Source organism: Mucilaginibacter sp. OK283, from assembly GCF_900110415.1.
Classification (GTDB): domain Bacteria; phylum Bacteroidota; class Bacteroidia; order Sphingobacteriales; family Sphingobacteriaceae; genus Mucilaginibacter.
The window spans coordinates 105,192-130,039 of sequence record NZ_FODR01000012.1 but is presented as its reverse complement, the minus strand read 5'-3'; the positions used below and the strand labels follow the sequence as shown (position 1 = coordinate 130,039).

Annotated in this window: 21 protein-coding genes; 10 read left to right on the top strand and 11 right to left on the bottom strand. The window is 45.2% G+C overall.

All coding sequences use genetic code 11. The features are described 5' to 3' along the window. Window positions 1-296: 296 nt before the first annotated feature. Window positions 297-1,505 carry an acyltransferase family protein gene (locus tag BMX56_RS23515; protein WP_218152477.1) on the top strand — a complete coding sequence of 403 codons (1,209 nt, stop codon included), beginning with the start codon at window positions 297-299 and terminating at the stop codon, window positions 1,503-1,505. Here the strand turns inward: BMX56_RS23515 and BMX56_RS30260 are convergent. From BMX56_RS30260 to BMX56_RS23505, 4 genes are all read right to left on the bottom strand, one after another. Next, a complete protein-coding gene (locus BMX56_RS30260; protein ID WP_177183896.1) occupies window positions 1,502-1,678 on the bottom strand; it encodes a hypothetical protein in 177 nt (58 codons plus the stop codon). The genes BMX56_RS23515 and BMX56_RS30260 overlap by 4 nt on opposite strands. A gap of 279 nt (window positions 1,679-1,957) precedes the next feature. Continuing rightward, window positions 1,958-3,010, bottom strand: coding sequence for an AAA family ATPase (locus BMX56_RS23510; RefSeq protein ID WP_143065515.1), 1,053 nt, complete (start codon window positions 3,008-3,010; stop codon window positions 1,958-1,960). Window positions 3,011-3,196: 186 nt separating this feature from the next. Then, a complete protein-coding gene (locus tag BMX56_RS30255) occupies window positions 3,197-3,361 on the bottom strand; it encodes a hypothetical protein (protein ID WP_177183895.1) in 165 nt (54 codons plus the stop codon). A gap of 449 nt (window positions 3,362-3,810) precedes the next feature. Next, a complete protein-coding gene (locus tag BMX56_RS23505) occupies window positions 3,811-4,230 on the bottom strand; it encodes a hypothetical protein (RefSeq protein ID WP_090652140.1) in 420 nt (139 codons plus the stop codon). A 249-nt stretch (window positions 4,231-4,479) separates the two neighbouring features. Between BMX56_RS23505 and BMX56_RS23500 the strand changes: the two genes are divergently transcribed. Beyond that, window positions 4,480-5,325 (top strand): N-acyl homoserine lactonase family protein, encoded by an 846-nt coding sequence (locus BMX56_RS23500; RefSeq protein ID WP_090652250.1) that lies wholly within the window; start codon window positions 4,480-4,482, stop codon window positions 5,323-5,325. Between the two features lie 70 nt (window positions 5,326-5,395). Here BMX56_RS23500 and BMX56_RS23495 read toward each other — a convergent pair whose 3' ends face one another. Continuing rightward, the gene (locus BMX56_RS23495) at window positions 5,396-6,142 is read right to left on the bottom strand and encodes a DUF4272 domain-containing protein (protein WP_090652139.1); all 747 of its coding nucleotides are present in this window, start codon (window positions 6,140-6,142) and stop codon (window positions 5,396-5,398) included. Between the two features lie 197 nt (window positions 6,143-6,339). Between BMX56_RS23495 and BMX56_RS23490 the strand changes: the two genes are divergently transcribed. The 5 genes from BMX56_RS23490 to BMX56_RS23470 all read left to right on the top strand — a co-directional run bounded on the left by BMX56_RS23490 (window position 6,340) and on the right by BMX56_RS23470 (window position 10,376). Then, window positions 6,340-7,356, top strand: coding sequence for a c-type cytochrome (locus BMX56_RS23490; RefSeq protein WP_090652138.1), 1,017 nt, complete (start codon window positions 6,340-6,342; stop codon window positions 7,354-7,356). A 24-nt stretch (window positions 7,357-7,380) separates the two neighbouring features. Further along, window positions 7,381-7,836: a DsrE family protein gene (locus tag BMX56_RS23485; RefSeq protein ID WP_090652137.1), complete on the top strand. Its 456-nt coding sequence runs from the start codon at window positions 7,381-7,383 to the stop codon at window positions 7,834-7,836. A gap of 44 nt (window positions 7,837-7,880) precedes the next feature. Further along, entirely contained in the window at window positions 7,881-8,525 is a 645-nt protein-coding gene (locus BMX56_RS23480; protein ID WP_090652136.1) for a Crp/Fnr family transcriptional regulator, read from the top strand. A 158-nt stretch (window positions 8,526-8,683) separates the two neighbouring features. Next, window positions 8,684-9,802, top strand: coding sequence for a Gfo/Idh/MocA family protein (locus BMX56_RS23475; protein ID WP_090652135.1), 1,119 nt, complete (start codon window positions 8,684-8,686; stop codon window positions 9,800-9,802). A 142-nt stretch (window positions 9,803-9,944) separates the two neighbouring features. After that, window positions 9,945-10,376: a response regulator gene (locus tag BMX56_RS23470; protein WP_090652134.1), complete on the top strand. Its 432-nt coding sequence runs from the start codon at window positions 9,945-9,947 to the stop codon at window positions 10,374-10,376. A gap of 58 nt (window positions 10,377-10,434) precedes the next feature. Here the strand turns inward: BMX56_RS23470 and BMX56_RS23465 are convergent, their stop codons facing one another. The 4 genes from BMX56_RS23465 to BMX56_RS23450 all read right to left on the bottom strand — a co-directional run bounded on the left by BMX56_RS23465 (window position 10,435) and on the right by BMX56_RS23450 (window position 14,905). Then, complete coding sequence (locus BMX56_RS23465) at window positions 10,435-11,124, bottom strand: pirin family protein (protein WP_090652133.1); 690 nt, start codon at window positions 11,122-11,124, stop codon at window positions 10,435-10,437. A 212-nt stretch (window positions 11,125-11,336) separates the two neighbouring features. Further along, entirely contained in the window at window positions 11,337-12,083 is a 747-nt protein-coding gene (locus BMX56_RS23460; protein WP_090652132.1) for a dioxygenase family protein, read from the bottom strand. Window positions 12,084-12,523: 440 nt separating this feature from the next. Further along, window positions 12,524-14,575 carry a M13 family metallopeptidase gene (locus tag BMX56_RS23455; RefSeq protein ID WP_090652131.1) on the bottom strand — a complete coding sequence of 684 codons (2,052 nt, stop codon included), beginning with the start codon at window positions 14,573-14,575 and terminating at the stop codon, window positions 12,524-12,526. 87 nt (window positions 14,576-14,662) lie between these two features. Further along, a complete protein-coding gene (locus tag BMX56_RS23450) occupies window positions 14,663-14,905 on the bottom strand; it encodes a helix-turn-helix domain-containing protein (RefSeq protein WP_090652130.1) in 243 nt (80 codons plus the stop codon). A gap of 575 nt (window positions 14,906-15,480) precedes the next feature. Here BMX56_RS23450 and BMX56_RS23445 point away from each other — a divergent pair. Next, a complete protein-coding gene (locus BMX56_RS23445) occupies window positions 15,481-18,903 on the top strand; it encodes a ThuA domain-containing protein (protein WP_090652129.1) in 3,423 nt (1,140 codons plus the stop codon). A gap of 313 nt (window positions 18,904-19,216) precedes the next feature. Here BMX56_RS23445 and BMX56_RS23440 read toward each other — a convergent pair whose 3' ends face one another. Together BMX56_RS23440 and BMX56_RS23435 are read right to left on the bottom strand one after the other, a co-directional pair. Beyond that, the gene (locus BMX56_RS23440) at window positions 19,217-19,426 is read right to left on the bottom strand and encodes a DUF2683 family protein (protein WP_090652128.1); all 210 of its coding nucleotides are present in this window, start codon (window positions 19,424-19,426) and stop codon (window positions 19,217-19,219) included. A gap of 57 nt (window positions 19,427-19,483) precedes the next feature. Continuing rightward, window positions 19,484-22,249, bottom strand: a complete 2,766-nt coding sequence (locus BMX56_RS23435) for a hybrid sensor histidine kinase/response regulator transcription factor (protein WP_255369904.1) — start codon at window positions 22,247-22,249, stop codon at window positions 19,484-19,486. 344 nt (window positions 22,250-22,593) lie between these two features. Between BMX56_RS23435 and BMX56_RS23430 the strand changes: the two genes are divergently transcribed. Beyond that, window positions 22,594-23,919 carry a sugar porter family MFS transporter gene (locus tag BMX56_RS23430; protein ID WP_090652127.1) on the top strand — a complete coding sequence of 442 codons (1,326 nt, stop codon included), beginning with the start codon at window positions 22,594-22,596 and terminating at the stop codon, window positions 23,917-23,919. A gap of 8 nt (window positions 23,920-23,927) precedes the next feature. Beyond that, entirely contained in the window at window positions 23,928-24,842 is a 915-nt protein-coding gene (locus BMX56_RS23425) for a carbohydrate kinase family protein (protein WP_090652126.1), read from the top strand. Window positions 24,843-24,848: the final 6 nt, after the last annotated feature.

The window sequence follows — 24,848 nt, the reverse complement described above, 5'->3', positions numbered from 1 at the left end:
TGTGTGTACACATCTTTTGGAAACGTACCAATAATAAAAAAAATGTCATTTCGAACGAACCTGCAATGGGTTGCGCGGGCGGGGTGAGGAGAAATCTTATACGCCCTGCATTCCGATGGGCTTGTTGTGATGCAGGGCGTATAAGATTTCTCCTCGTACCTCGTTCGAAATGACATTTTTTTTGTTTTAGAGATGTGTACACACGGTAGCCCGTTCGGGGTATTATTTTTTTTTGCGCCGGGCGCTTAAAAATCAAGCAATTATCGATATTGCATGTAAATAAAACCCCTGGGCAAATGAAAAACTCTCCTGCGGCAACAGAAACTGCGAAAATCGGCGGCAGCCGGCTAATTTCGGTTGATGCCTACCGTGGCTTTGTGATGTTGCTGATGATGGGCGAGGCGCTATCATTTAAGGAAGTTTATAGCAAGCTGCCCGGTAGTACGTTTTGGAGTGTCCTGGCCTTTAACCAGGATCACGTGGCCTGGGCCGGTTGTTCGCTGCATGATATGATCCAGCCGTCGTTTTCATTTTTGGTTGGCCTTGCTTTGCCTTTTTCAATAGCCGGCCGCATGGCTAAAGGCGATAAGTTCTCCGAATTGTTAAAGCATGCTTTGCTGCGCTCGGTTATACTTATTGCCCTGGGCATTTTTTTGCGTTCCATGTGGTCTAAACAAACGTATTTTACTTTCGAAGATACCCTGACCCAGATAGGCCTGGGATACACCTTCCTTTTTTTACTGGGATTTTGCAGGCAGCGGATACAAATTATTGCGCTCGTTGTAATTCTTGTAGGGTATTGGGCGGCTTTTGCAGCATACCCTTTGCCGGGCGGTGGTTTTGATTACGCGGCGGCAGGTGTACCCCCAAACTGGGAACATAATTTTACAGGCTTTGCCGCCCACTGGAACAAAAACACCAACCTGGCCTGGGCCTTTGATCGCTGGTTTTTAAACCTGTTCCCTCGCGAGTCCGTCTTTACTCACAATAATGGGGGCTATGCCACCCTAAGCTTTATACCAACCCTTGGCACCATGATTATTGGCTTGCTGGCCGGCAACCAACTGCGTAAAGGAACCGCTCCGTTTGTTTTGGTGCGCCGCTTTGTGTTAACCGGGATTGGTTTTATAGCCATTGCGGCCTTATTACATTTTACAGGTATCGCGCCCATTGTAAAGCGCATCTGGACACCCGGCTGGGTATTGTTTAGCGGCGGATGCTGCTTTTTATTGCTATCTTTTTTTTACGGTGTTATTGATGCGGCGGGGCATAAAAAATGGCCGCTGTTGCTGGTAATGATAGGCACAAACTCCATAGCAGCCTACGTGCTGGCCGATGGTTTTGGCTCCTTTATCCGCGAGAGTTTATACATCCACCTGGGCCGTAACTATGATATGATTTTTGGCGATGCTTACAGTACACTCATTAAAGGCGCGCTTGTGCTGGCAATACAATGGCTTATCCTGTTTTGGATGTATCGTAAAAAAATATTCATTAAAATTTAAGGCAGGTAAACGGTTGCCATGTAATACCAATCAATCCTCTTCGGGGTCCCCGAAAGTTTTACAACGATCAACGATATATCCAATTTTCCTGTCATCCTGAGGTACGAACGATCTGTCAGCTTTGCGTATGCCCGATAGAAAAGTTGGCGGATAGATGCTTCGTACCTACCCATGACATGTCAGGTGTTATACAAACTGAGGGCGCGTGCCGGGCGATGAGCTATTTGGATACAACGAGCTCCGTACCTCAGGTTCCTCGTTGAGAGAACCCGAGGGGACAAAAAATCCGAAATCGAACATCCAAATTCCGAATCATTGGCTTAACACACGGATTTGCTGGGTGGCGAAACCCCTCCCTACAACGGGCACCGTCCCTCAGGTTCCTCGTTGAGAGAACCCGAGGGGACAAAAAATCTGCACATCCGAAATCCGCACATCTGAAATCTGCACATCTAATCCCTCGCCCATCCTATCATTTTATTAACTGTGGCGAGGCCGAGTTTGAGGCGGGCGGCTATCTGGCGCTGACTTAGGCCCTGGGCGTGAAGCTGGGCCACCTGGCTGGCATTGCGGTCGCGCAGTTGCTGGGTGCTGGTAAGCAGGTGGTCAAGCTCGTGGCAGGTGCCTTCGAAGTTGAATTGCAGGAAACTATCCCGCCGCACCAGTTTGCATTGAACCACGTTTTCGGCGCCGTAGGTTTCCTGGGTGCTGCGCTGTTTTATTTGTTTAAGGTATCGGTAGCCGGTCCACTTATTGCTTTCGCCGATGGCGAAGGCGCTATCGGCAAAGTTGATGAGCATTTTGCTGCCCTGCAAATCGTTGCGGCTAATGGGCATAGCGGGGTTGCGCTTGGGGGTATGGGCCAGCACCAGGATGCTGAGGCCGTGGCGGGTTTTGAGGTATTTAAGCTGTTTCATGAGGGGCAGGGCCTCGTTGGCGCGTTCGGTACCCTTGCGCATGCAGGTAATGTTATCGATAATGAGCACGGTGGCGCCTGTGGTTTTAATGCCGCGGGTGAGGGCCTCGATCACATCATCATTAAAGCGGGTGGTGGGGCTGTAGTGTTTGTATAGCTGGTTGTATTCGCCGCGCATAAAATTGTCGCTGAAGCGGAAGGTGCCGCGCTCGTCGGTATAGCGTTGTTCAAACTGCTTGCCGGCCAGTTCAAAATCAATGTACAGCACCGGGCTGGGTTCGGCATTCATCTCGAAGCCGGGAATGGCCTGGCCCGCGGCAATGCTTTGGCCCATCTGCACGGCCAGGATGCTTTTGCCCATATTGGTATCGGCAAACAGGATGCACAGCTCGCCCTGCAGCCAAAACCGGCCGAACAGCATTTGCGGCGTTTCGGCCTCCTGCTCCATAGCCATCCACTGGTTGGCCTTATAAATGTGGAAGAGCGCGTTGGGGGTATACTGGTCGGCCTCCACATGGTCGAAGGCCAGCTGATCGGCCGAGGGCGCTTTTGGGGTTTTGTTTTTTTCGGTGAATTGTAGGTTAAGCATGTTAGTTTGCAGTTTTGAGTGGGCAGTTGGCAGTTCGGGTTGCGGGGGAGTTAGGGTGTAGTTGGCAGATGGTAACGGAAGGCGCGATGCTATAAACCCCGCCAACCATCTACAGACACCCGAACCCCGAACCCGACCCTCACAAATTTACCACGCCCCACCAACAAAAGTGGTGACACAACTTTGTCAGTAACCTAACAATACCAGGCCCCAAACTTTTGCCCCCTTTTTTTCTGATAACCCCTGATGGATTTTCCCACTCAGCCCCCGCCAAAAAACAGCCCACACCCAAACCCCGGTACCCGGAAGGTGCATATTGGCAGCATCAAGGGTAACCGATAGTGGCCTCATGATGGCAGATAAGGAGCTGACAAGGTGCCGGCAGGGATACCCTATTCCGCTGTGCTATTCTAAAGATTGATGGATTATAACATGGCTATGCCGGCGATGGAGGCGCTGATCAGCCTGTAAAGTTCATGTTTTTGGATTGCCCGAACACTTAACCTTCTGATTGAAAGCAAAGTAAGCGTTAGGGGGCGAACACCCGAACGGTATGCTATCCAACCGAACACCAATGACCGGTTTGTTTTGAAGAGAAAAAACGGGCACAAAAAAAGCCTCTTCGCTCTCGCAGCTCAGAGGCTTTTACCTAAACCTTATCACAATAGGGCGTTCGCCCCGATTTGCATTGCTAACTTACAACAACCATCACCAAATAAAAGACAAGAATCGATGAACCGCCCGATTCTATCGACGGATAGCAGATGCCCCGGCCTTATAGCAAGTATTCAGTGGTGGTTTTACTTTACCGACTGAACACTGCCAGTAATGTTGTTGGTGGTTAATAATAAATATGCTGGCTTTTTACTTTTACCTGCAATGGGTATAATATCCAGTTGCCACCAGCTTTCAACCATCACTTCCGGATTGGCCGAGGGGATATTATAATTAAAGGGAGGTGTTATGATGGTTTCATTATTTACAACGGCACGGGTAAGTGTATCAAGCAAAAATTTATCCCCGTCGTTGCCCGCTTTCCTGGGGTCAAAAGCCTCCCACAGATACCAGCCAATTATATTCCTGTAATGGGTATAAGTTGCCTTCATGTAAGCATCATTGTAGGTTAATATGGTAAAGTTTGGCGCATCTGCTTTTAAGATTATCCGGGGTGTATCCGTAAAAAATAAAGCCTTGAACAGCGGATCGGTTAAAAAACTCATTGAAATAAACACATTTTGTTAACGCATAAGACAGTTTGTTAAAAAGCCGTCATTGTTTTATTTGTACGCAATAACATGCGTATAGGTTTAGCTGGTATGTTTGCCCAAAGGCACGTTGTTTACATAAGAGCAATAAGCGATTGCCCGGCGGTATCACAAGCAGGCGTTCCAGGCCAGCCCGCATTTTTTTACACCTTTTATTGTCGGTCTCCTCTTTTAACTTCCCGCTACGGAGACTACCTTTACAGGATGAAAAAGCTTGCCCTGCTCTTTGTAATGATATTGTCCGGTGTGCTGTTTGTACACGCACAAACCACAGCTTATAAAGTTTATGCCATAAAATTTGCTGGTTCGGCCTTACCTTTTTCGGCTGCCGATTGGGCAAAAGGAGCGCCACAAACCGATAGCATTAAGTTTAATTTTATGGTTTGGCTTATTAAGGGTAACGGTCGCAACATCCTGGTTGATGCAGGGTTTTTAAATGATATTGATGATGCTAAGGAATTTAAGGTAATTGATTACATCCGCCCGGATAGTGCACTATCCATGCTGGGTTTAAGGGCCGGCGATGTCACAGATATTATCTTATCGCACCCCCACTGGGATCATATAGATGGTGTGAGATTGTTTTCGAATGCCCGCGTTTGGATCCAAAAAGACGATTTTAATTATTTCGTAGGCGCGGCATGGCAAAAAGGGGAAGGCAGCGGTGGATTTAACAAAAGGGATGTGCGCATGATGGTTGATTTAAATTTAGCCGGAAAAGTAACGCTGGTAGACGGCGACAATAAAGAAGTTATTCCGGGCATCAAAGTATTCACCGGGTCGCGGCATACGTTTAATTCAGAATACGTGCTGGTGAATACCGGAAATAACAAAGTTATACTGGCGTCGGATAATATTTGGATATACTACAGCCTTGACCATATGGTGCCGGCTTCTGACGGTGGTACGCTTGATCCGGCAGGTTATGTAAAAGCCATGCAAAGGATGAAGGCCATGGTAGGTAATGTTAAGTACATCATTCCGGGACATGATGCACAGGTGTTTTCTAAGTTCCCGGCCGTGGCCGCCGGCGTGGTAGAAATTAAGTAAGCACACCGTAAGGCCGTTTGGCATTTTCAATAAATACATGTTAATGTAAGCTCATTGTACGCTAATGTTGTTACGTATCTGTCGTTATATCATCCCAGCCTTGGTTCATGTAGTTTATCAGCCAGTTTAAAGCGTAGTGCCTTTCATAAACTACGCCACTATCAAGCTTTCCGGGAGCCGGCTGCTTTTTGGTGCGGGCATCTACACAAGCCCAGTCCAGCCGCAGCATCAGATCGGCCTGGTCGAGAATCTCTTTTTTGGTTCGCAACCGGGCCCGCTGTTTAAACTGCCTGCCGGTTAGGCCCCGAAATAATTTTGCATCCTGGGCGACATTGCACAATTGGTTGGGGTAAGTCAGCGAGTCAATAAAACCTAATGCCCAAAGCATCACGTGTAAATCTTCGTAGCGCCAGTTGGCGTCGGTGGTTTGTTGCTTTGTTGGCCGGGAATTTGTAATATAAGCCCTTTCGGCCGGGGTTAATTTTGATAGCGCATCCAGGTTTTTATTTATTTCGTCTAAGTCCTTTTGGCCTATCCCTTCGCTTTTTAAACCTACATATAGCAATGCCAGAGCTCTGTCTGTCACTTCATCTTTTGTACGTATAGTTGCCCGCAATTCCGGGTCTACAAATAAAGCGTTGGGATTACTATAAACGGGTATGTAATGTGTTTTGCAATAAGCTTCAGATTGGCGGCGGCGTTCGGCTTGATCCTTAGTTGGTTTTATCTTTTCTACCTGTTTTGTGATCGCAACGCCCCTATGGTTGTTGCACGACAAAAACAGCATCGAAGCAACAATGCTAAGCCTTTTTATCATATTGTGAAATTAGCAGTTATCTGGCGGCCAAATAAATAGCCGGCCACCTAATGTAAAGAAAATAGAGATCAAAAAAATGGTCGATTTATTTCTGTGTAATACGCTGTTTTTGGTGACTTAAATCACCAACATGTTTTTGTAAATTGTGCAGTTTTGCAGCGGCGCACATATGAACATCGATAAAAACCATAAAAGCCATGACTAAAGTTTCACATGACCCCATATCGGTTTCATTATTACTGGTTGTCGCTACAGTTTTGCTTGTTTCGGCATGCAGCAGGCCGGTAAAAAAGGATGATTATAAAGGTTCGGCAGTTAATACTGCTTTTAAAGCTGCCCAAAATCAAGAAAATATTGCTGATGCCGGGCTACAACTACAAACACGAAATATACCCGCAGGTAAAAAGGGCGATTTGATACGGTATGGCCGCCAGCTAATTGCTTCAACGGCTTTATATTTTGGCCCTAAGGGGTCTGTTGCCCACATCAGTAATGGCATGAACTGCCAAAACTGCCACCTGGATGCGGGCACCCGGTTATTTGCTAACAACTTTGCCGGGTTTACGGCCTCCTATCCTAAAAAAAGCGTCCGCAGCGGCATGGTTATATCGGCATCTATGCGGATTTCGGAGTGTTTTGAGCGCAGCCTGAATGGCGCTATGCCAGACACTGGCACTAAAGAAATTAAAGCAATAATGGCTTATATGCAGTGGCTGGGCAAAAACGCAAAAAAAGGCCAGGGGCTGTTTGGTAATACTACACCACGTTTGAAATTTATGGATAGCGCGGCCAATCCGTTGAGCGGGAGGGCTGTTTTCATCCAGAAGTGCCGCAGTTGCCACGGCGCAAACGGCGAGGGATTGCCGGCGGCAGATAAACAATCATATTCCTACCCGCCCTTATGGGGGGCAAACAGTTATAACGATGGCGCGGGCATGTACAGGATAGGCAATTTGGCTGGTTTTGTAAAGGCCAATATGCCTTTTGGTGCTACCTACCAAAGCCCGCAGTTAACCGATAAAGAGTGCTGGGATGTAGCGGCGTACATCAACTCGCAGCCCCGGCCGCATAAAGATCAACACAAAGATTATCCCGACTTAAGGCAAAAGCCCATAGATTTACCCTTTGGGCCGTATGCCGACGGCTTTACCGCCCGCCAGCATAAATATGGACCATTTGGCCCCATTCAGCAATTCCATCATAAAAAAGCATAAATTAACCTCTTTAAATCTATAGCCATGAAAAATCGTTTTTCCTTACTCTTCGTGCTTGCTGGTTTGCTTTTTATTAAACCAGCTTTCGCCCAAACAGCCGCACCGGAATTTAAAGGTGCCGAAGCCACACAGGCCCACTATAAAGCGCTTTATTACCTTGACGAATCGGACCCAAAGAAAATTAAACAAACCCTGCGTAATATGGACAACGCACTGGAGGACACCAGGCTAAAAGGCAAGGTGGAAATGGAGCTTATTGCTTTTGCCGATGGTGTTGCCGTTTACGATAAAACGGGCCCATACGAAGCCGAACTGCAAAAACTGCTGCAAAAAGGAGTGATGCTGGCGCAATGCAGCAATACTGTAAGGGAACGACACATTGATAAGGCTACGCTTTTTTCATTTATAAGCTACGTGCCCAGCGGGAATGGCGAAATTATTATCAGGCAGGCCGATGGATGGGCAACTATACATCCCTAAGGCTTTAGCCAAACTAAATATCGTCCTTATTTTCACGCTTTATTATGAAAGAACAATCCGTTATCCAGGACTATTTAGACCACCTGTTCCCTCAATTTGAGCCCGGGTTAAAGGCTTTTTTAGTTCAAAACGCTTCGGTCATTCATATCCCCGCCGGCGAGGTTGCGTTGCGCACCGGCCAATACATCAAATCAACCATGATGATTTTAAGTGGCCGGGTTAAGCTATACCGCGAAGGCGACGACGGGGGCGAGTTTTTCATGTACTACCTGGAACCGGGCAATGCCTGTGCCCTAACCATGATATGCGCTACCAAACAGGAAACCAGCGAAGTAATGGGCAAAGCTATTGAGGATACCACTATTTTGGCTGTGCCGATAGCGCTGATGGACCAAATGATGGTCACCTACAAAACATGGTACTATTTTGTATTGGAAACCTACCGCTCCCGGTACGAAGAGCTGCTGATAGTGATTGACCATATAGCCTTTAAAGGTATGGACGAACGGTTATACTATTACCTGCAAAATCAATATCAAAAACTAAAAATGCGCGAACTAAAGATAACCCACGGCCAGATTGCCGCCGATTTGAACTCGTCGCGCGAGGTGATTTCCCGCCTGTTAAAAAAAATGGAACAGCGCGGAGATATTGTACTGACCCGTAATTTTATTGAGTGGAAAAAATAAGAAAAAATGGTTGTGCATTTGCGGTACAAACCTCCGGCTCATTTTTTGCGGATTGTAAAAAGATAATAGCGTCAGAAACATTAAGGTATCCAGGCTGTTGAATTATGTGGTGAAATGAGTAATTTGTGATCTCTAAAACAAGCAAAACAAACCTGGTTATGAATTCACGTCGCGACTTTTTACAAAAATTAGGTATCTCGACCTTAGCCTTGCATTTGGCCCCGGTTTCGGGATGGGCAAACACCAAAAATCATGATAACCAGGCCTATGACGGGCCAGTATTGCGTGTGGCCATAATGGGCCTTGGGAGCTACGGAACCCGCGTTGCCGAAGCCATGCAAGCTTGTACAAAAGCCAAATTGGTTGGGGTAATTAGCGGTACGCCTTCAAAAATTAAAGAGTGGCAAACTAAGTACAGCATACCAGAGAAGAATTGTTATAACTACAACAATTTTGATGATATAAAAAGCAATCCCGACATAGACGCGGTTTATGTTATAACACCAAACGGCTTGCATCATGACCAGGTAATAAGGGTAGCAAAAGCAGGCAAACACGCAATTTGCGAAAAGCCAATGGCGGTAAATGCCATGGAAGGACAAGAAATGGTTGATGCCTGTAAAAAAGCAAACGTAAAGTTGCTGGTGGGCTACCGGATGCATTTTGAACCTAAAACGCTGGAGGTGATCAGGATGCGAAAGGCCGGTGATTTAGGGAAAATATTATTCTTCCAGGGATTATGCGGGTTTACAATTGGCGATCCCACACAGTGGCGTTTAAATAAGCAACTGGCCGGCGGAGGCTCTATAATGGACATTGGTATTTATGCCATTAACGGCGCCCGTTATATGACCGGCGAGGAGCCTGTTTGGGTTACTGCACAGGAAACTAAAACAGACCCGGTAAAATTCAAGGAAGGCGTTGATGAAACTATACAATTTCAGTTTGGTTTTCCAAGCGGCGCTGCTGCATCCTGTTTATCGACTTATACGATGAATAACCTGGACCGTTTTTTCCTCAACGGAGAAAAAGGATTTGCAGAGTTACAGCCATCAACCGGCTACGGGCCTATTATGGGCCGCACAAATAAGGGCGAATTAAACCAGCCCGTTACCGTTCATCAAACCGTGCAAATGGATGAAATGGCAGCCATTATCTTTCACAACAAACAGCCTGTTGTACCCATAGATGGCGAAGAAGCGGTAAAAGACCTGAAAATAATTGATGCAATATACCTCGCGGCTAAAACCGGCAAAAAAGTTGAAATTAGGCTTTAATGCCCTGCAGAAACTCAAAAATTAGTTACAATAACCGGGTAAATATTTACCCAATAATCCCGGCATTTAAGTGCGTTGTCAGCAAAATTCCGCTTAAAAAGCACATGTTTAAGCTGGTTCGTTTTTTGAATTGTACAATCATATGTATGATTTTAACCTGGCTTGTGTAATTGATGATGATAGTATAGCCCGCCTGATGTCGGAGATTATGATCTTTAATTATAAGATATCAAAAAAAACGATCACTTTCGAAAACGGGAAGGCCGCACTCGACTACTTTAAATTATTTAAAGATAAACCCGACATGCTACCAGAATTCATACTGCTGGATATTGATATGCCTGTACTTAACGGATGGAGGTTTATTGAACGCTTTGCACGGCTAGCGCCAGACCTATCCCGAAAAGTTGTAATTTATTTAGTAAGTGCATCCCTGGACCCTCATGATCATCACCGTGCATCCGCGCTCGAATTGGTTTCGGGTTTTATCATTAAACCGGTTAATAAAACGGCATTGGAGCAGGTTGTTAAAGCTGCGATGACCGATAAAAACATTACTTATTTTGGTAAATGATGGGCCCGCAGTGGTTAACAACTGCAGTTAACTAAAGCCGCCATGTGCCGTGCCTTACTCACCGAGGGGCAATTTCAATCAGCATGATGATGGCATTGTTTGATAGCGCTTCCAGTTCAGTTTCATCCAAATCCCATAAAACCAACCCATCCCTGGCATGCATCAGGCGATATTGAACTTCAAACGCGCCCTCAATAACATAGGCAAACAAGGCGTTTCCCGGTTTCGAAACCCGAAGTGTAGCTTCTGCCCGACCATCAAACTGCCCCATGTAACCAATTGTATTTCCAAGCCGGAAAATTTCGGTGAGTTGGTTGCGGTTGGCAGAAAGATCGAAATTGAACAACTGGTTTGCCGCGTTTTTTGTTTTGACCCAGAGCTGCAAAAAGTTAACCAGGTCTGCTTCTGCTTTATATGGGTTATTAACCTGGAAACCCGAACGGGCCGGAAGCGCCAGTAGTTGTACCATACCTGGTTCGATCATGGTGTGATCGCCGTTGTGATCACGGCAGCCTATGGCGCCAACAATTGGAATAAGTAGAACAGCCGTTTGTTCCTGCACGCTCATTCTGATGCTTTGCGCCGCGGCCAGTGTATCATCATTTAAAACATGTAAATCGCTGAACGGCTGCTTATGGTTGTTATAATAATTGCCGAAATTAAATGTTTGATAACTGCGGTACCAATCCTGTTGGGTTAGTCCACGTTCATCTGATAAAAACATTTTTCCTTTGGATTGCGGTATCATGTAAATTTTATAACGAAGTTTAATGGCATATAAAAAGAGCTTTTGGTATATAAGCTGGCACCCTTAAACGATTGCCCAATGCTGTTACGTAAAGAAAAAACAGGTATACAAATAACGTACGGTGTTCCATATTTGAACGGGGTTTAGTTCCTCAACCTACTAACATCACACAATCGTTTTCTGGGAGCGTAACAGGATAGCCTGTTTTAAAGTTAGGCCGCAACGCCAATGCTTATCGTAAGCACATATCCGGCCGAAACACTTCCTGTAACGGTTGATAGCTCGGTGGCAAGAGAATCGCTGAACACCATATCCGCGGTATTTGCGGTATCCTGAACCCCGCGAGCCTTATAGTCAGTTGCTGTGGTATAAACGGTATTGCAAACATCTGTAGGAAATGCAATCTGCGTAATTAATAACGAAGTGCCCGACGAATTATATACATGCACATGGATATGCGGAGCCCTTGGAGAATACCAACCCGGGAAAATACTGGTAAACGTTACCAGGCCATTACTGTCGGTAGTTTGCCTTCCACGTAAAAAATGAGACGAAGTATAATCAATGGTGGCATAACCACCGCCAGGAGTATCGGTATATTCAGAATAGTAACCCAGTGAGGTACAATGCCAAATATCTACCAGGGCGCCAGTTAGCGCCGCGCAGCTACTGTTGGTATTGGTGAATGTAAGCTTAATGGTTAAAGGTACGCCTGATTGACCATCAACAATATTACTTCTCACGTAACTTGATGGCGTAATAGTTGGGTAAGGGCCGGCTGTTTCTGAAGCTCCGGTGGTACAGGAACTACTGCTGGTTCCGCCCGTGGTTGTAGTGGTAGTTGTTGTTGTGTCGGTGGTAGTTGTTGTGCTTTCCTTTTTGCAGGAATTGGCAAGTGGGGCGATAGCGGCAAAGCCTAATGCTGCAAGCCCGCTGGTTAAAAAAGTTTTTCTTTCCATGGTGTTAATTGATTCTTTGAGCGTGATTATTAGCTGAAAGTATTTATAACCCTGGGCTCTGGCTGAAATGTATCGTTCAATTATCGATATCTGTCGACGAATATAAAAAATGAGGGAGGCCGTTGTGTGAACCGAATGTCATGTGGGCTATCATTTGTATGGTGTCCTGAAATAAGGATCTCGGTTTATATAAGCATCAGCTTTGCACTGCGGTTAATATCCATCCCCGCCCAGTGAGGTTTTGGGAAACCGCTCTGCAACTTCGTTAGAAAGTATAGCCGACGCCGGCGCTTTTCAGGCACACCTTCCTGCGCAGCAGAAGTGCAGGCACAGTCACGATGGGTGAACGCTTGCCGTCATGCGATATGCGTCATAGCCTCTCCTGGGTTTCACCAAACGTTACCGCTCGCAATATGAATCGGGTTTCCTTTTCGGGTAATCTACCAAATCTTAACCCTTTTATCGGGATCCAGCCACATCTTATCGCCCTTTTTTATGCCAAAAGCTTCATAAAACTCTGGCACATCTGTAAATGGGCCATTTACGCGCATAAAGCCAGGGGCATGTTCGTTGGTTAATATCTGGCTCGATAGGGCTTCCTGCCTGTCTTGGCCCAACCAGCCCAGAGCATAACCTAAAAAGTAGCGTTGCAGCGGGGTGAAACCGTTGATGGGTTTGCCTTCTTTATATTGGCCGGTTTTTTTAAAGGCATCCAGGCCAATTACTATGCCGCCCAAATCGGCAATGTTTTCGCCCTGGGTGGCTTTGCCGTTTACATGCAGGCCGTAAATAGTATAACCGTTAAACTGGTTTATCAGCATTTGCGCACGTTGGGTAAACTTAACCGAATCTTGCGGTAACCACCAGGCTTTTAAGTTTCCTTTGGCATCAAACTGCCTGCCTTCGTCATCGAAGCCGTGGGTCATTTCATGGCCGATGGTAGATGCAGCGGCGTAGCCGTAAATGACGGCATCGTCAATATTCTCATCTTTAAAACCTGGAATAGCAAAAATACCCGCAGGCAGCACAATCTCGTTATTGGAAGGGTTGTAATAAGCATTATAGGTTTGTGGTGTCATTCCCCATTCGGTACGGTCAACCGGCTTACCCAGTTTAGATGCGTTGAACTTATGCTGCCAGTTGTTGGCGCGCATCATGTTCAACGCAAGCGGCCCGCGATCAATCTCCAGGGCCGAAAAATCTTTCCATTTATCCGGGTAACCAACCTTTGGCATTACTTTACTTAGCTTATAGTAGGCCTTTGCTTTGGTTTGCGCACTCATCCAGTCCAGCTTTTCAATATGCTCCTTAAAAGTTTCACGCATAGTTTCTACCAGTTTTACATAGCGTTCTTTTGTTTTTTCGGGAAAGTATTCTTTTACAAATATCTGCCCTAACACTTCGCCCATTACCCCGTTTTCCAGGTCGAGAATTCTTTTCCAGCGTGGTAATTGTTCCTTGCTGCCGTAAAGCACCATTTCATAAAAACGAAACAGTTCCTGATCAAACGGTTTACTCAGGTATGATCCAAACGCAACAATCAGGTTTTTGCGCAGGTAGTTTTTCCAATCGGCAATGCTATAATCATGCAAAGCTTTGTTAAGGGCGCGGTAATATTCGGGTTGGCCAACAATCACGGTATCTACATCCTTATAATCCATTTTTTTGAAAGTGGTTTTCCAATCGATATCAGGCGCCAGTTCGCTTAAGCCCGCCAAGGTCATTTTGTTATAGTTATGGTAGGGGTCGCGCAGGTCTTCAAGTTTACGGCTGCTGCCGGCCAGGGCAGTTTCTAAAGCATAGGTTTGTTTGGTGGCAGCGTTTGCCGCATCTATAGGCAAGCCACTCAATCTAAAGATGGCTGGCAAATGCTTCAGCTTATAATCAGTACGGATAGCAACACTATGTGCATCAGTATTAAAGTAATAATCGCGGTTTGGCAACCCAATACCAGATTGGCCTAATTGCAGCATTATTTTATCGCTGTTTTTGCTATCCTGCCCGGCATAAGTGCCTAATGGCGTAGTTACCCCTATGCCATCCAGGTGGGCAAATTCCTCAATAAGGCCTTTAATATCTTTAATGTTATCAATCTTTTTCAGTTCATCGTTAAGCGGTTCAATGCCCCGCTTTTCAATATCAGCGGTATCCATCCCGCTAAAGTAAAAATCACCTATTTTTTGTGTACTGCTGCCTTTTGGTGCATTGGCCTTAAGGGCATCTTCATTAATCTTTTTCATCCGGTTACGCAGTTCTTCCTGAACCACGTTACCTATGCCCCAGGCTGCATACGCGCCGGGTATCGGATTCTTTTTAAGCCAGGTTCCGTTGGCGTATTTAAAAAAGTCGTCGCCGGGTTTCACACTGGTATCCACGTTTTTGATCACCGGGTCATTATCGGCATAGGTTTTTGTGTTGTCTTTACAGGCCTGAAGCAGGGTAATTGTGGTAAGCCCACTTAAGAGCACGGCGGAGGTGACTTTTTTGATCATGAATTTGTTGCGGTGTATGTAAAAAAATACAGCAATTGTATTGAATAATAGAATTTAGGACAACGGTTTTATTAAAAAAGACAGCTTTTAATATATGCCCTGAAAAAAACCAGCCAGCGAAACATCAAAATAATAACAAACTTTTCGGAGCGTATCCAACCTGATATCAATTTTTCCCGACTCGAGCCGGGCAATATTAATATTGGTTTCGGTAAAGAATTTTTCCTGTGTAACCTGATTTTGTCGCCTCAAATTCTTAATCTGAAGGGCTATTTTCTTTTTAAAAGCTTCGTCAGAATTGGTAAGGTATTCAAAATCAGTAAGTAACATAAAAGTGAAATTAATTTAAAAATTGATTTTTTGCAGGGGGCTCAAAAAATAAATTGGCGTTTGATTATTAAAGTTCGTAAAAAATATTGGATTAAATAATTGTAACGCAACTATTATTTATTGCCAATAATTATAGAAATAATAAATACTGGCAATAAATTTGTTTTGAACAACTCGCCCTGCATATAATCTGTGAAAAAAAAATTAAATCACCTACCTGTGAAAAACTTTTTTTGAATTCTCAGACGCCCAAGTTGAGATTTTTTGTTCTTTGTTTTGGGTTTAATCAATAGTTTAAATTAATTAGGGGAAAGGGAGCTTCCAAAAAGGCTCTCTTTTTTTGTTTTACAACTTCCCAACCGATCCGAAGTTGTACGCATTTACAAACAAACAACCCCAGGATTTTATTACCCGCCATTTATGTTAAATATTGTGTCATTGTTACACAATAGGTATTGACACTTCGATATTTAATTATAAATTTGATAAGTAGCTATAGATTGTATCATTTTGTTGCAATAGCTCCTGAAACCAAGCTCTATACACCAGTTTAACCCAAATTCATAATAGTCGATATGAAAAAAATCGCCCTGTTGGTTCTTGTAGCGCTTAGCTGCACCTACTTATCATGTAACAAAGCCAGGCCCGGAAAGCCGCGCGTGCTTGTATTTTCAAAAACCATGGGCTTTCATCATGCATCTATAGATGCTGGGATAGCCGCAATTCAAAAACTGGGAGAGCAAAACGGGTTTGACGTAGATACCACCAAAAACTCCGCGATGTTTAATGATACAACCCTTCAAAAATACGCTACAGTTATATTTCTGAGCACCACCGGCGATGTGCTCGATTATCGGCAGGAAGCTGCTTTTGAGCGCTATATCCAGGCAGGCGGCGGTTACGTAGGCATCCATGCCGCGGCCGATACAGAGTATGATTGGGGATGGTATGGCCGCCTCATGGGCGATTGGTTTTATGACCACCCCGGTATTCACGATAAAAACCCTAACGTACAGCCCGGTACCTACAACGTGGTTGATGCCGATAACGACGCCACCAGGCACCTGCCCAAAGTTTGGAAACGTACAGATGAGTTTTACAGCTTCAAAAAGGCATTGGCAGCTGATGTGCATGTTTTAATTACCCTTGACGAAAGCACCTATAAAGGTGGTAAACGTATGGGGCTGCACCCTGCTACCTGGTATCATGATTTTGACGGAGGCCGCGCTTTTTATACCGCCATGGGCCATACCGAAGAAACCTATAAGGACGATAATTACCTTAAAATGCTGACCGCCGGCATTAAATATGCCATTGGCGAAAATAAAGAAGTGGACTACTCCAAAGCTAAAACCCAAACACCGCCCGAAGAGGACAGGTTTGTGAAAACTCAGCTTTCGACCGGTGAATTTTTTGAGCCAACCGAAATGACCGTACTACCCAACCTGGATATCCTGGTGATACAGCGCCGGGGCGAGATTATGCGGTATGATCACGCTACCCAAAAAGTAAAACAGGTAGGCTTTTTTGATGTATACTGGAAAACACTGCACACGCCGGGCACAAATGCCGAGGAAGGCATGCTGGGTTTGGCTAAAGACCCCGATTTTGCCAATAACAACTGGGTGTACATTTACTACAGCCCGGCCGATAGTTCGGTTAACCGCTTGTCGCGTTTTACGTTTAAGAATGATACGCTGGATAAAAAGACTGAGAAAGTGATATTGGAAGTAAAAGCCCAGCGCGAAATTTGCTGTCATACCGGTGGTTCAATAGCCTTTGGGCCGGGGCCTGATAAAATCCTGTTCTTCTCGGCAGGTGATAACTCAACCCCGTTTGATGAAAAAGGACAAAAATATGTGACCAGCGGCTATGCGCCTTTGGATGACAGGCCAGGTCACTTACAATTTGATGCCCGCCGGTCGGCAGGGAACACCAACGATTTACGCGGTAAAATTATGCGTATCAAAATTAAGGACGATGGTACTTACGATATCCCCGAAGGCAACCTTTTCCCTAAAGGCACGGCAAAAACCCGCCCCGAAATTTATGTAATGGGCGACAGGAACCCGTACAGGATATCCGTCGATCAAAAAAACGGTAATTTATATTGGGGCGAAGTTGGCCCGGATGCGCATAACGATAGCCTTGACACCCGCGGTCCAATGGGATATGACGAAATAAACCAGGCACGCCACGCGGGTAATTTTGGCTGGCCATACTTTGTGGGCGATAACAAACCATATCATATTTATGATTACGCCACAGGCAAATCGGGCCCGCTATTTGACCCTAAGCACCCGGTAAATAATTCGCGTAACAATACAGGGTTAACCGATTTGCCACCGGCTCAGCCGGCATTTATATGGTACCCTTATGGGGCCTCGGCCGATTTTCCGCAGGTAGGCGCGGGCGGGCGTAACGCAATGGCAGGCCCGGTTTATTATACCGATATGTTCCCGGCAGAAACCCGTTTGCCCGATTATTATAACGGAAAGTTTTTGGCTTATGAATGGATGCGCGGCTGGATAAAAGCCGTAAGCCTTACTCCTGAAGGTGATTTTGATAAAATGGAGCCATTTTTCCCGGGCCTTAAATCAAACTCGATGATTGATATGGAAGTCGGCTCCGATGGCAGGCTGTATGGCCTGGAATATGGCAGCGGTTGGTTTACGCATAACCCCGATGCGGGTTTATTCCGGATAGATTATATTAAAGGGAACAGGCCACCGGTAATAAGCAGTGTAAAGGTTGATAAAACAACAGGTTTGTTGCCTTTCACTGTAAAGCTAACAGCCCAGGCCAAGGATCCCGAAGGAGATAAAATAACTTATACCTGGAAAATGGGCGACGGTACCACCAAAGAAACCGATGCCCCGCAACTAAGCTATACTTATACCAAGGCCGGGGATTATAAAATAAGTGTTGAAGCCAAAGATGCAGAAGGCGCGGCAAGTAAAGGTAGCCCGGTTAATGTTTATGCAGGTAACGAGCAGCCTGTTGTATCGGTGAAACTAACCAGTGGCAATAAATCGTTCTATTTGCCGGGTGTTCCGCTTAGCTATGCGGTTACCGTTACCGATGGCGCGGCAACCAGTAAGGTTGATGCAAAACGTATTATAGTTAACGTTGATTATATTGATGGCTATAAAAAGCCCGTTGAAGCATCCCAATTGGAGCAAACAGCACCCGAAAATACCGGCAAAACGCTTATGCTGAGCATGGATTGTAAAAGCTGCCATAAAGAGGTTGGCAAATCAATAGGCCCTGCGTTTATTGATGTAAGCAACAAGTACCAGAAAGATCCTGATGCCATGAATAAGCTAAGCCAGAAGGTTATTAAAGGCGGTGCGGGCGTTTGGGGCGAAACCGCCATGTCGGCCCACCCAAGCATCAAAAAGGGCGACCTGGAACAAATTATTGGTTGGGTAATGTCGTTAGGAAAGGACAGCCAGAAAAAATCCTTGCCGCCAACAGGCACTATCATGCCAGATCCGGGCAAAACACCATCGGCCACTTTGGTATTAACAGCTAAATACACAGATGATGGCACCGACGCAATTAAAGCCTTAACCGGTACCGGCGTGGCTTCTTTAAACAGCAGTAATTACCTGTTCACAGGTGCCGAAAAAACAAACGGTTTTACCGGGTTTAAGTACAACGGCATGAATTTGATGATCATTCCGCCGGGCGAAGGTTGGTTTGAGGTTGACGATATTGACCTTACCGGTGTAAAATCAGTAAACCTGACCACATTCTGGCAGGCTGCACCAACGTATGGTTTCAATTTTGAACTTCATGCTGATGCGCCGGATGGTAAACTTATTGGCAAAGGCGGCATGCCAACGCCGGTAAAAGACCAAAAAGGAGGCATGGCGCATGTAGCGGTTACCCCTGTAACTGATGGTAAAATGCACAAGCTGTTCTTTATTTATAAACCGGTAAAACCGGGTGCCTTAACGGCCGGTGTTACGGGCTTGATATTTAGCGCGAAATAACAGCTACGGTGCCAGCTTTTGACAGAGGCTGAAAAACAAGAAATCCCGGTAGTTAAACTTGCCGGGATTTCTTGTTTTGTTGCTGTCGGAGACACAGAATCGCTTTTAAAATTATGAACAAACAGGAGGCACCTACGGAGCCAAAAACAAGATAGATTTTCACTATAAACACGTAACTCCGCTGGAGTTAGAAATAGTTGGTATGTTATTGACTCCGTAGGAGTCACGTGTTTATAGCACAAGGAAACCTAAAAGCAGGCTCCGTAGGTGCCTCCTCTTTAAAAACGATTGCCTGCTATCGGAGGAGAAAAGCTCATCGTTCCGATAAGTGTTTTTGACTAAATTCTTCCAGCGTAATGCTTTTTCCAGCCTCGTATTGTTGCATTCCGCGGTGGATACTTTCTGAAACATGGGGAGGGAATGTAACAGTGCTTGATTCAAACTGTACCTTCAACGCTTTCAATACAGCTTTAACTGTTTTCAGTTGCTCTGGACTTTCAGGATGTATAAGAATGCTTTCCATATAGACAAATATACCAACATCCACCTTTTACTTAAAGCCCATATTCCCATTCTCAACTCACAATGCCTGTTTCCTTTTAAACTCGCTCGGGGTGCAATTGTACTGTGCTTTAAACACCGTTGAAAAATAATTGGGGCTCGCAAAGCCTACCATGTAGGTTATCTCGGAAATGGAATAACCTTCGTGGGTGAGCAGGTACCTTGCTTTTTTTAGCCTTCGGGTTAAAATATAATCGGTAATGCTACAGCCCAACAGCGCTTTTACTTTACGATACAGTTGTACCCGCGATATGCCAATGGTTTTGCAAATATCATCTACATTAAAGTTTTCATTGGCCAGGTTTTGCTCGACTATGCCTGCAAAATCGTTAAGGAATTTTTTATCGAGCGATTTTGATGCCGGTATTTTGCCGTGGCTTACGTCGCTTGTAAAATGTTCTTTAAGTATTACCCTGTTTTTGATGAGGTTTTTTACCGTTGCCAGCAACTGGTCATAATTAAAAGGCTTCACCATATAAACATCGGCCATGCTGCCAATGCCATCAATTTGATGCTCAATACTGGCCTGCGCGGTAAGTAAAATAACCGGGATGTGCGATGTGCGGATATCTGTTTTAAGATTTTCGGTAATTGCTTTGCCCGACATACCCGGCAGTACTACATCTGATATAATAAGGTCGGGCACTTTTTCAAATGCTTCAGTCAAACCCTGTACGCCGTTATCTGCTGTAAAAACCTCATAATCGATGCCCAGTTTATCGGAAAGGTAGGTCAGCAAATCGGCATTATCCTCAATTATAAGAATGGATTGCTCCTTAGGGCTGCTAAGAGGGGTGGTATCGGTTTTTATTTCGCCTTGTTCAAGATCGGTGGTATAAATGCGCGAGCGCTCATCAATGGCAGCGGTATTAACAACCTTGCCCGGCTGGTTGGTACTGTAATTGTAAGGGTTGCCCAGTGGCAGTGTAATGGTAAAAATAGTTCCCTGCCATTTTTTGCTACTTACTTTAATATTGCCATGATGTAGCAAAACAATCTCTTTAGATAAGGAAAGCCCCAGGCCCGAACCTTTGGCATTGCCGTTATCTGCCTGGTAAAATTGGTCAAAAACGTGCTCGGCCTCTCCCGGCTCCATGCCTATGCCATTGTCCTGGATGGCTATTTCAACATTTTCGATATTTTTTGTAAATGTTACCTGGATGCGGCCATTGTCTTTAGTAAACTTAAGGGCATTAGATAGCAGGTTAAAGAAAACTTTATCCAGCATGTTGGCATCAAACCACACCGTTATTTTTTTTTCTGCCGAAGTTAAGCTCAGGCTGATGTTCCGTTTGCGGGCATTGTGCTGAAAGCTATCCATAATATCGGTAACAAAAGTTACCAGGTTACCGGGCGCAGCATTAATTTGTTGTTTGTCGTATTCAATTTTGCGATAATCTATGAGCTGGTTAACCAACCTTAGCAGCCTGAACGTATTTTTATGGATTAGTTTTAAGTTTTTGCCTGCTATAATATTGAGTTTCTCGTTTTTCATCATATCCTCAACCGGCGACAGGATGAGGGTTAATGGGGTACGAAACTCGTGCGAGATATTGGTAAAAAAGTTAAGTTTGGCTTCGGTAGCAACCTCGGCCCGGGCCGACATTTCCATCAGCTGGTTGCGCTGCAGCAAAATTTCGTTGTTTTTTACTTCAAGGCTTTTATTAATCTTTCGGTTCTCCATCAGCCAGTAAAACGCAAGCCCTCCAAAAATAATAGCCAGCACCAGGGTTATTACTATAATATTTAAAACTAACTCCTGGCTATTGTAAACCTGTCGCTGCTCTTTCAGTAACGATTGTTGCCGTTCAATATCCTTTTGCTGGCTGTTAATTTTGTTCCACTGCATTTTCATAAGCTGCACATTGGTTGAATCGATAACCAGCGATTGCAGGATGTTTTCTTTGGCAAAAGCTTCTTTATTCAGGATCCTGAATGCGGTGGTAATGGCCTCTTTGCCGCCGGTGGGGTATACCAAACTGGCATCAATAGTTTTTGATGCCACCATTTGCAGGCCACCGCCGGCGCCGGGCATGGCGTCGACCCCTAATACTTTAACGTGATGGTTTAAATGCAGGTTGTTTAGCACCTCCCTGGATGCGCCTGCCATTACATCGTTATGGGCAAACAGGGCATCGGCATTTTTTAAATCAGGCTGCACCTGGTAAAGTTGTTTTTGGGCATGGTCCTTTAACCAATCGCCATATACCTGGGCTTTAATATGTATGTTATTAAATTTTGCCAACGCATCGCTAAAGCCCCTGTGCCTTTCGATTGCGGGCGAAGAACCGGGGAGGCCCATCACCTCTACAATGTTGCCGGTGCCCTTTAAATTACTGCCAACGTATTCGCCGGCCATTTTGCCAATCTGGTAATTATCGGCGCCCACATATGCTGTGTAAAGGTCTGATGATGTTTTACGGTCAATTACAATTACCGGGATGCCTTTATTATAGGTTTGCTCAACTATACCGGTTAAAGGTTGTGCTTCGTTTGGCGATATGATGAGCAAATCGATGCCTTCATTCAGCATTTGCTTCACCTGTTCAATTTGTTTTTTGCTGCTGTTATCGGCATCGGCATAAATAAAACGGGCATCGGGATGTAACGAAAGCTCCATTTTCATTTCGTCCAGCATATTGCGCCGCCACAAGTCAGAGCCTACACATTGCGAAAAGCCAATTGTATACTGTGATGTTTTGTCGGCTTTTTTACAGCCGGTAAACACCATTAGTATACATATGCTTGGCAATAACAGGTTGCGCAATTGATGAAGCAAAGCCATTAAAAAATATTAAATAAACGTTTAAGCACGGTTTTATTGGTTAATACAATCCTTTTTTGGGAGACATGTATACAAAAGTATCGATAAAAGTTTTTACAATACAAATAACAGCCCCTGGCCACGGGTTATCTCTTGTATCATGATGTATCAAAACTGGAAATACCGTGTATCAAAATCAAACATCTGGATGGTACAGGATTGAAATTAAATTTTATTGTGCTGATAATCAAATAATTAACACGGATTTAATTTTTGTACTGTTTTGGAATAAAATCAATAACTGCCGCCTTGCATATCGCCCTACTTTGCAATCGTAAATCCAATTAACACCTTTTATAATTATTATGAGAAAACATTCCGTCCTGGCCTGGTCCATGGTCGTGGCCCTTGGTGGCTTCCTTTTCGGGTTTGATACCGCTGTGATATCGGGCGCCGAAAAATCTATCCAGCAATTCTGGCACCTGTCTGTAATGGAACATGGGCTTACCATATCTATCGCGCTTATCGGTACCGTAATTGGCTCATTGTTTGGTGCGAGGCCATCAGATATCTTCGGACGAAAAAACACATTATACTTTGTAGCGGCAGCCTACCTGCTATCATCAATAGGTACCGCCCTTGCCGATAACTGGTACCTGTTTTTAGTATTCAGGCTATTAGGAGGCCTGGGTGTAGGCATATCATCGGTAACAGCCCCTATTTATATTTCAGAAGTGTCGCCTGCAGATAGGCGGGGGCGTCTGGTTGGTTTGTTCCAGTTTAATGTGGTATTGGGGATCCTGATCTCGTACCTGTCCAATTACCTCATTAGCCAGGGCGGTGAGGCTTCATGGCGCTGGATGCTGGGCGTGCAAGCCTTCCCTTCGGCTTTGTTTTTAGCGCTCATTTATTTTATACCCGAAAGCCCCCGCTGGCTCATCCTCAAAAAAGGCGAAACAGGCAGGGCGCTTGAAATATTGCGTGTAATCAATCCGCTCAATTGCGAACAGGAGCTGGCTGCTATCAAAAATTCTACCCTTCATGACACTGCTTCAAGCGGCAATCTTTTCTCGGGCCAATACAAAACACCGGTAATATTAGCGGTGCTCTTCGCTTTTTTTAACCAGGTATCGGGCATCAATGCTATTATATACTACGCGCCACGCATATTTGAAATGGCCGGGCTTGGCGCGCACTCGTCGCTGCTATCCACAGTTGGTATAGGGCTAATCAATTTCATATTCACCCTGTTGGGTATTAATATTATTGATAAGGTAGGGCGCCGTACGTTAATGCTGGTTGGCTCAATCGGGTTAATCGCGTCGCTGTTCATGGTGGCGTTCACGTTTTACTCGGGCCACATGAGCGGGTTTGCAATCCCGGTTTATATGATGATGTTCATCGCTTTCTTCGCTTTTTCGCAGGGGGCGGTTATCTGGGTTTTTATATCCGAAATTTTTCCCAACCAGGTACGTGCCAAAGGTCAAACATTGGGCAGCTCAACACATTGGGTTATGGCCGCTATAATAGCTTTTTGTTTCCCCTACCTGGCCGAGTCGTTAGGCGGCGCGGTTACATTCTCTTTTTTCTGCGTGATGATGGTATGCCAGCTCATCTTCGTCTGGAAGTTTATGCCCGAAACCAAAGGCCGCTCATTGGAGCAGATAGAAACTAACATGGTAATGCATTAATAATTGAAATGACGATGACCCCGCAAACCAACATAACAACCCCGGCCATTTGCTACGGCGAAATCCTTTGGGATGTATTGCCCGATGGCCCGCAGCCCGGCGGCGCATTGCTTAATGTGGCGTATCACCTGAATAAACTGGGCATGCCCACCAGCCTGGTGAGCAAAATAGGCAACGATGCCAACGGCCACAAGCTGGAAAACTTGATGGACGGCTGGGGAATACCCAAACATTTACTGCAAACCGATACGGAGCACCCAACCAGCCAGGTAATTGCCAAAATGAACAATGGCAACGAGGTATCATACGAGATAGTTTTCCCCGTGGCCTGGGATTTTATAAGCGATAGCGAGCATATCATCAGCCAGTTGCAGCCATCAACCTACCTGGTATACGGCAGCCTGGCATCGCGTAACAGCGTATCGCGCAATACACTGTTTGAATTGTTGGAGCGTGATGCTATTAAAGTATTTGATATTAACCTGCGCCCGCCTTTTTTTAGCCGCGATTTGCTGGAAGAGCTTTTGCGCAAAGCAGATATAGTAAAATTTAACCAGGCCGAACTGGAAATGGTGCAGGGCCTTTTCAGGGGATCGTTCGGCAAAGAATCGGAACAGATCAGGTTTATACAGGACCACTTTAACATCCCCGAGATTGTAGTTACCAAGGGGGAGTTTGGGGCATCGTACTACAAGCAGGATAAGGCATACCATGTTGCCGGCCGCGAAGTAAAAGTTACAGACACCATTGGCAGCGGCGATTCTTTTTTGGCCGCGTTTATTGCCAACCATTATAACGGCGTACCGCCGGAAACCTTATTAAAAAACGCAATAGCGATGGGTGGCTTTATTGCAACAAAGAAAGGAGGTTGTCCCGATTATAAAATAACAGATTATCAAGACTTTAAAAGCCAATTATTTTAAATAAAC

What these genes read in the sequence shown, in the direction of transcription:
- BMX56_RS30255 (WP_177183895.1), bottom strand. Translation starts at nt 3,361, where the DNA reads ATGAGGCCACTATCGGTTACCCTTGATGCTGCCAATATGCACCTTCCG.
- BMX56_RS30260 (WP_177183896.1), bottom strand. Translation starts at nt 1,678, where the DNA reads ATGGGTAGGTACGAAGCATCTATCCGCCAACTTTTCTATCGGGCATAC.
- BMX56_RS23440 (WP_090652128.1), bottom strand. Translation starts at nt 19,426, where the DNA reads ATGGAAAGCATTCTTATACATCCTGAAAGTCCAGAGCAACTGAAAACA.
- BMX56_RS23490 (WP_090652138.1), top strand. Translation starts at nt 6,340, where the DNA reads ATGACTAAAGTTTCACATGACCCCATATCGGTTTCATTATTACTGGTT.
- BMX56_RS23485 (WP_090652137.1), top strand. Translation starts at nt 7,381, where the DNA reads ATGAAAAATCGTTTTTCCTTACTCTTCGTGCTTGCTGGTTTGCTTTTT.
- BMX56_RS23450 (WP_090652130.1), bottom strand. Translation starts at nt 14,905, where the DNA reads ATGTTACTTACTGATTTTGAATACCTTACCAATTCTGACGAAGCTTTT.
- BMX56_RS23465 (WP_090652133.1), bottom strand. Translation starts at nt 11,124, where the DNA reads ATGATACCGCAATCCAAAGGAAAAATGTTTTTATCAGATGAACGTGGA.
- BMX56_RS23435 (WP_255369904.1), bottom strand. Translation starts at nt 22,249, where the DNA reads ATGGCTTTGCTTCATCAATTGCGCAACCTGTTATTGCCAAGCATATGT.
- BMX56_RS23430 (WP_090652127.1), top strand. Translation starts at nt 22,594, where the DNA reads ATGAGAAAACATTCCGTCCTGGCCTGGTCCATGGTCGTGGCCCTTGGT.
- BMX56_RS23500 (WP_090652250.1), top strand. Translation starts at nt 4,480, where the DNA reads ATGAAAAAGCTTGCCCTGCTCTTTGTAATGATATTGTCCGGTGTGCTG.
- BMX56_RS23470 (WP_090652134.1), top strand. Translation starts at nt 9,945, where the DNA reads ATGTATGATTTTAACCTGGCTTGTGTAATTGATGATGATAGTATAGCC.
- BMX56_RS23475 (WP_090652135.1), top strand. Translation starts at nt 8,684, where the DNA reads ATGAATTCACGTCGCGACTTTTTACAAAAATTAGGTATCTCGACCTTA.
- BMX56_RS23480 (WP_090652136.1), top strand. Translation starts at nt 7,881, where the DNA reads ATGAAAGAACAATCCGTTATCCAGGACTATTTAGACCACCTGTTCCCT.
- BMX56_RS23445 (WP_090652129.1), top strand. Translation starts at nt 15,481, where the DNA reads ATGAAAAAAATCGCCCTGTTGGTTCTTGTAGCGCTTAGCTGCACCTAC.
- BMX56_RS23495 (WP_090652139.1), bottom strand. Translation starts at nt 6,142, where the DNA reads ATGATAAAAAGGCTTAGCATTGTTGCTTCGATGCTGTTTTTGTCGTGC.
- BMX56_RS23505 (WP_090652140.1), bottom strand. Translation starts at nt 4,230, where the DNA reads ATGAGTTTTTTAACCGATCCGCTGTTCAAGGCTTTATTTTTTACGGAT.
- BMX56_RS23515 (WP_218152477.1), top strand. Translation starts at nt 297, where the DNA reads ATGAAAAACTCTCCTGCGGCAACAGAAACTGCGAAAATCGGCGGCAGC.
- BMX56_RS23425 (WP_090652126.1), top strand. Translation starts at nt 23,928, where the DNA reads ATGACGATGACCCCGCAAACCAACATAACAACCCCGGCCATTTGCTAC.
- BMX56_RS23455 (WP_090652131.1), bottom strand. Translation starts at nt 14,575, where the DNA reads ATGATCAAAAAAGTCACCTCCGCCGTGCTCTTAAGTGGGCTTACCACA.
- BMX56_RS23510 (WP_143065515.1), bottom strand. Translation starts at nt 3,010, where the DNA reads ATGCTTAACCTACAATTCACCGAAAAAAACAAAACCCCAAAAGCGCCC.
- BMX56_RS23460 (WP_090652132.1), bottom strand. Translation starts at nt 12,083, where the DNA reads ATGGAAAGAAAAACTTTTTTAACCAGCGGGCTTGCAGCATTAGGCTTT.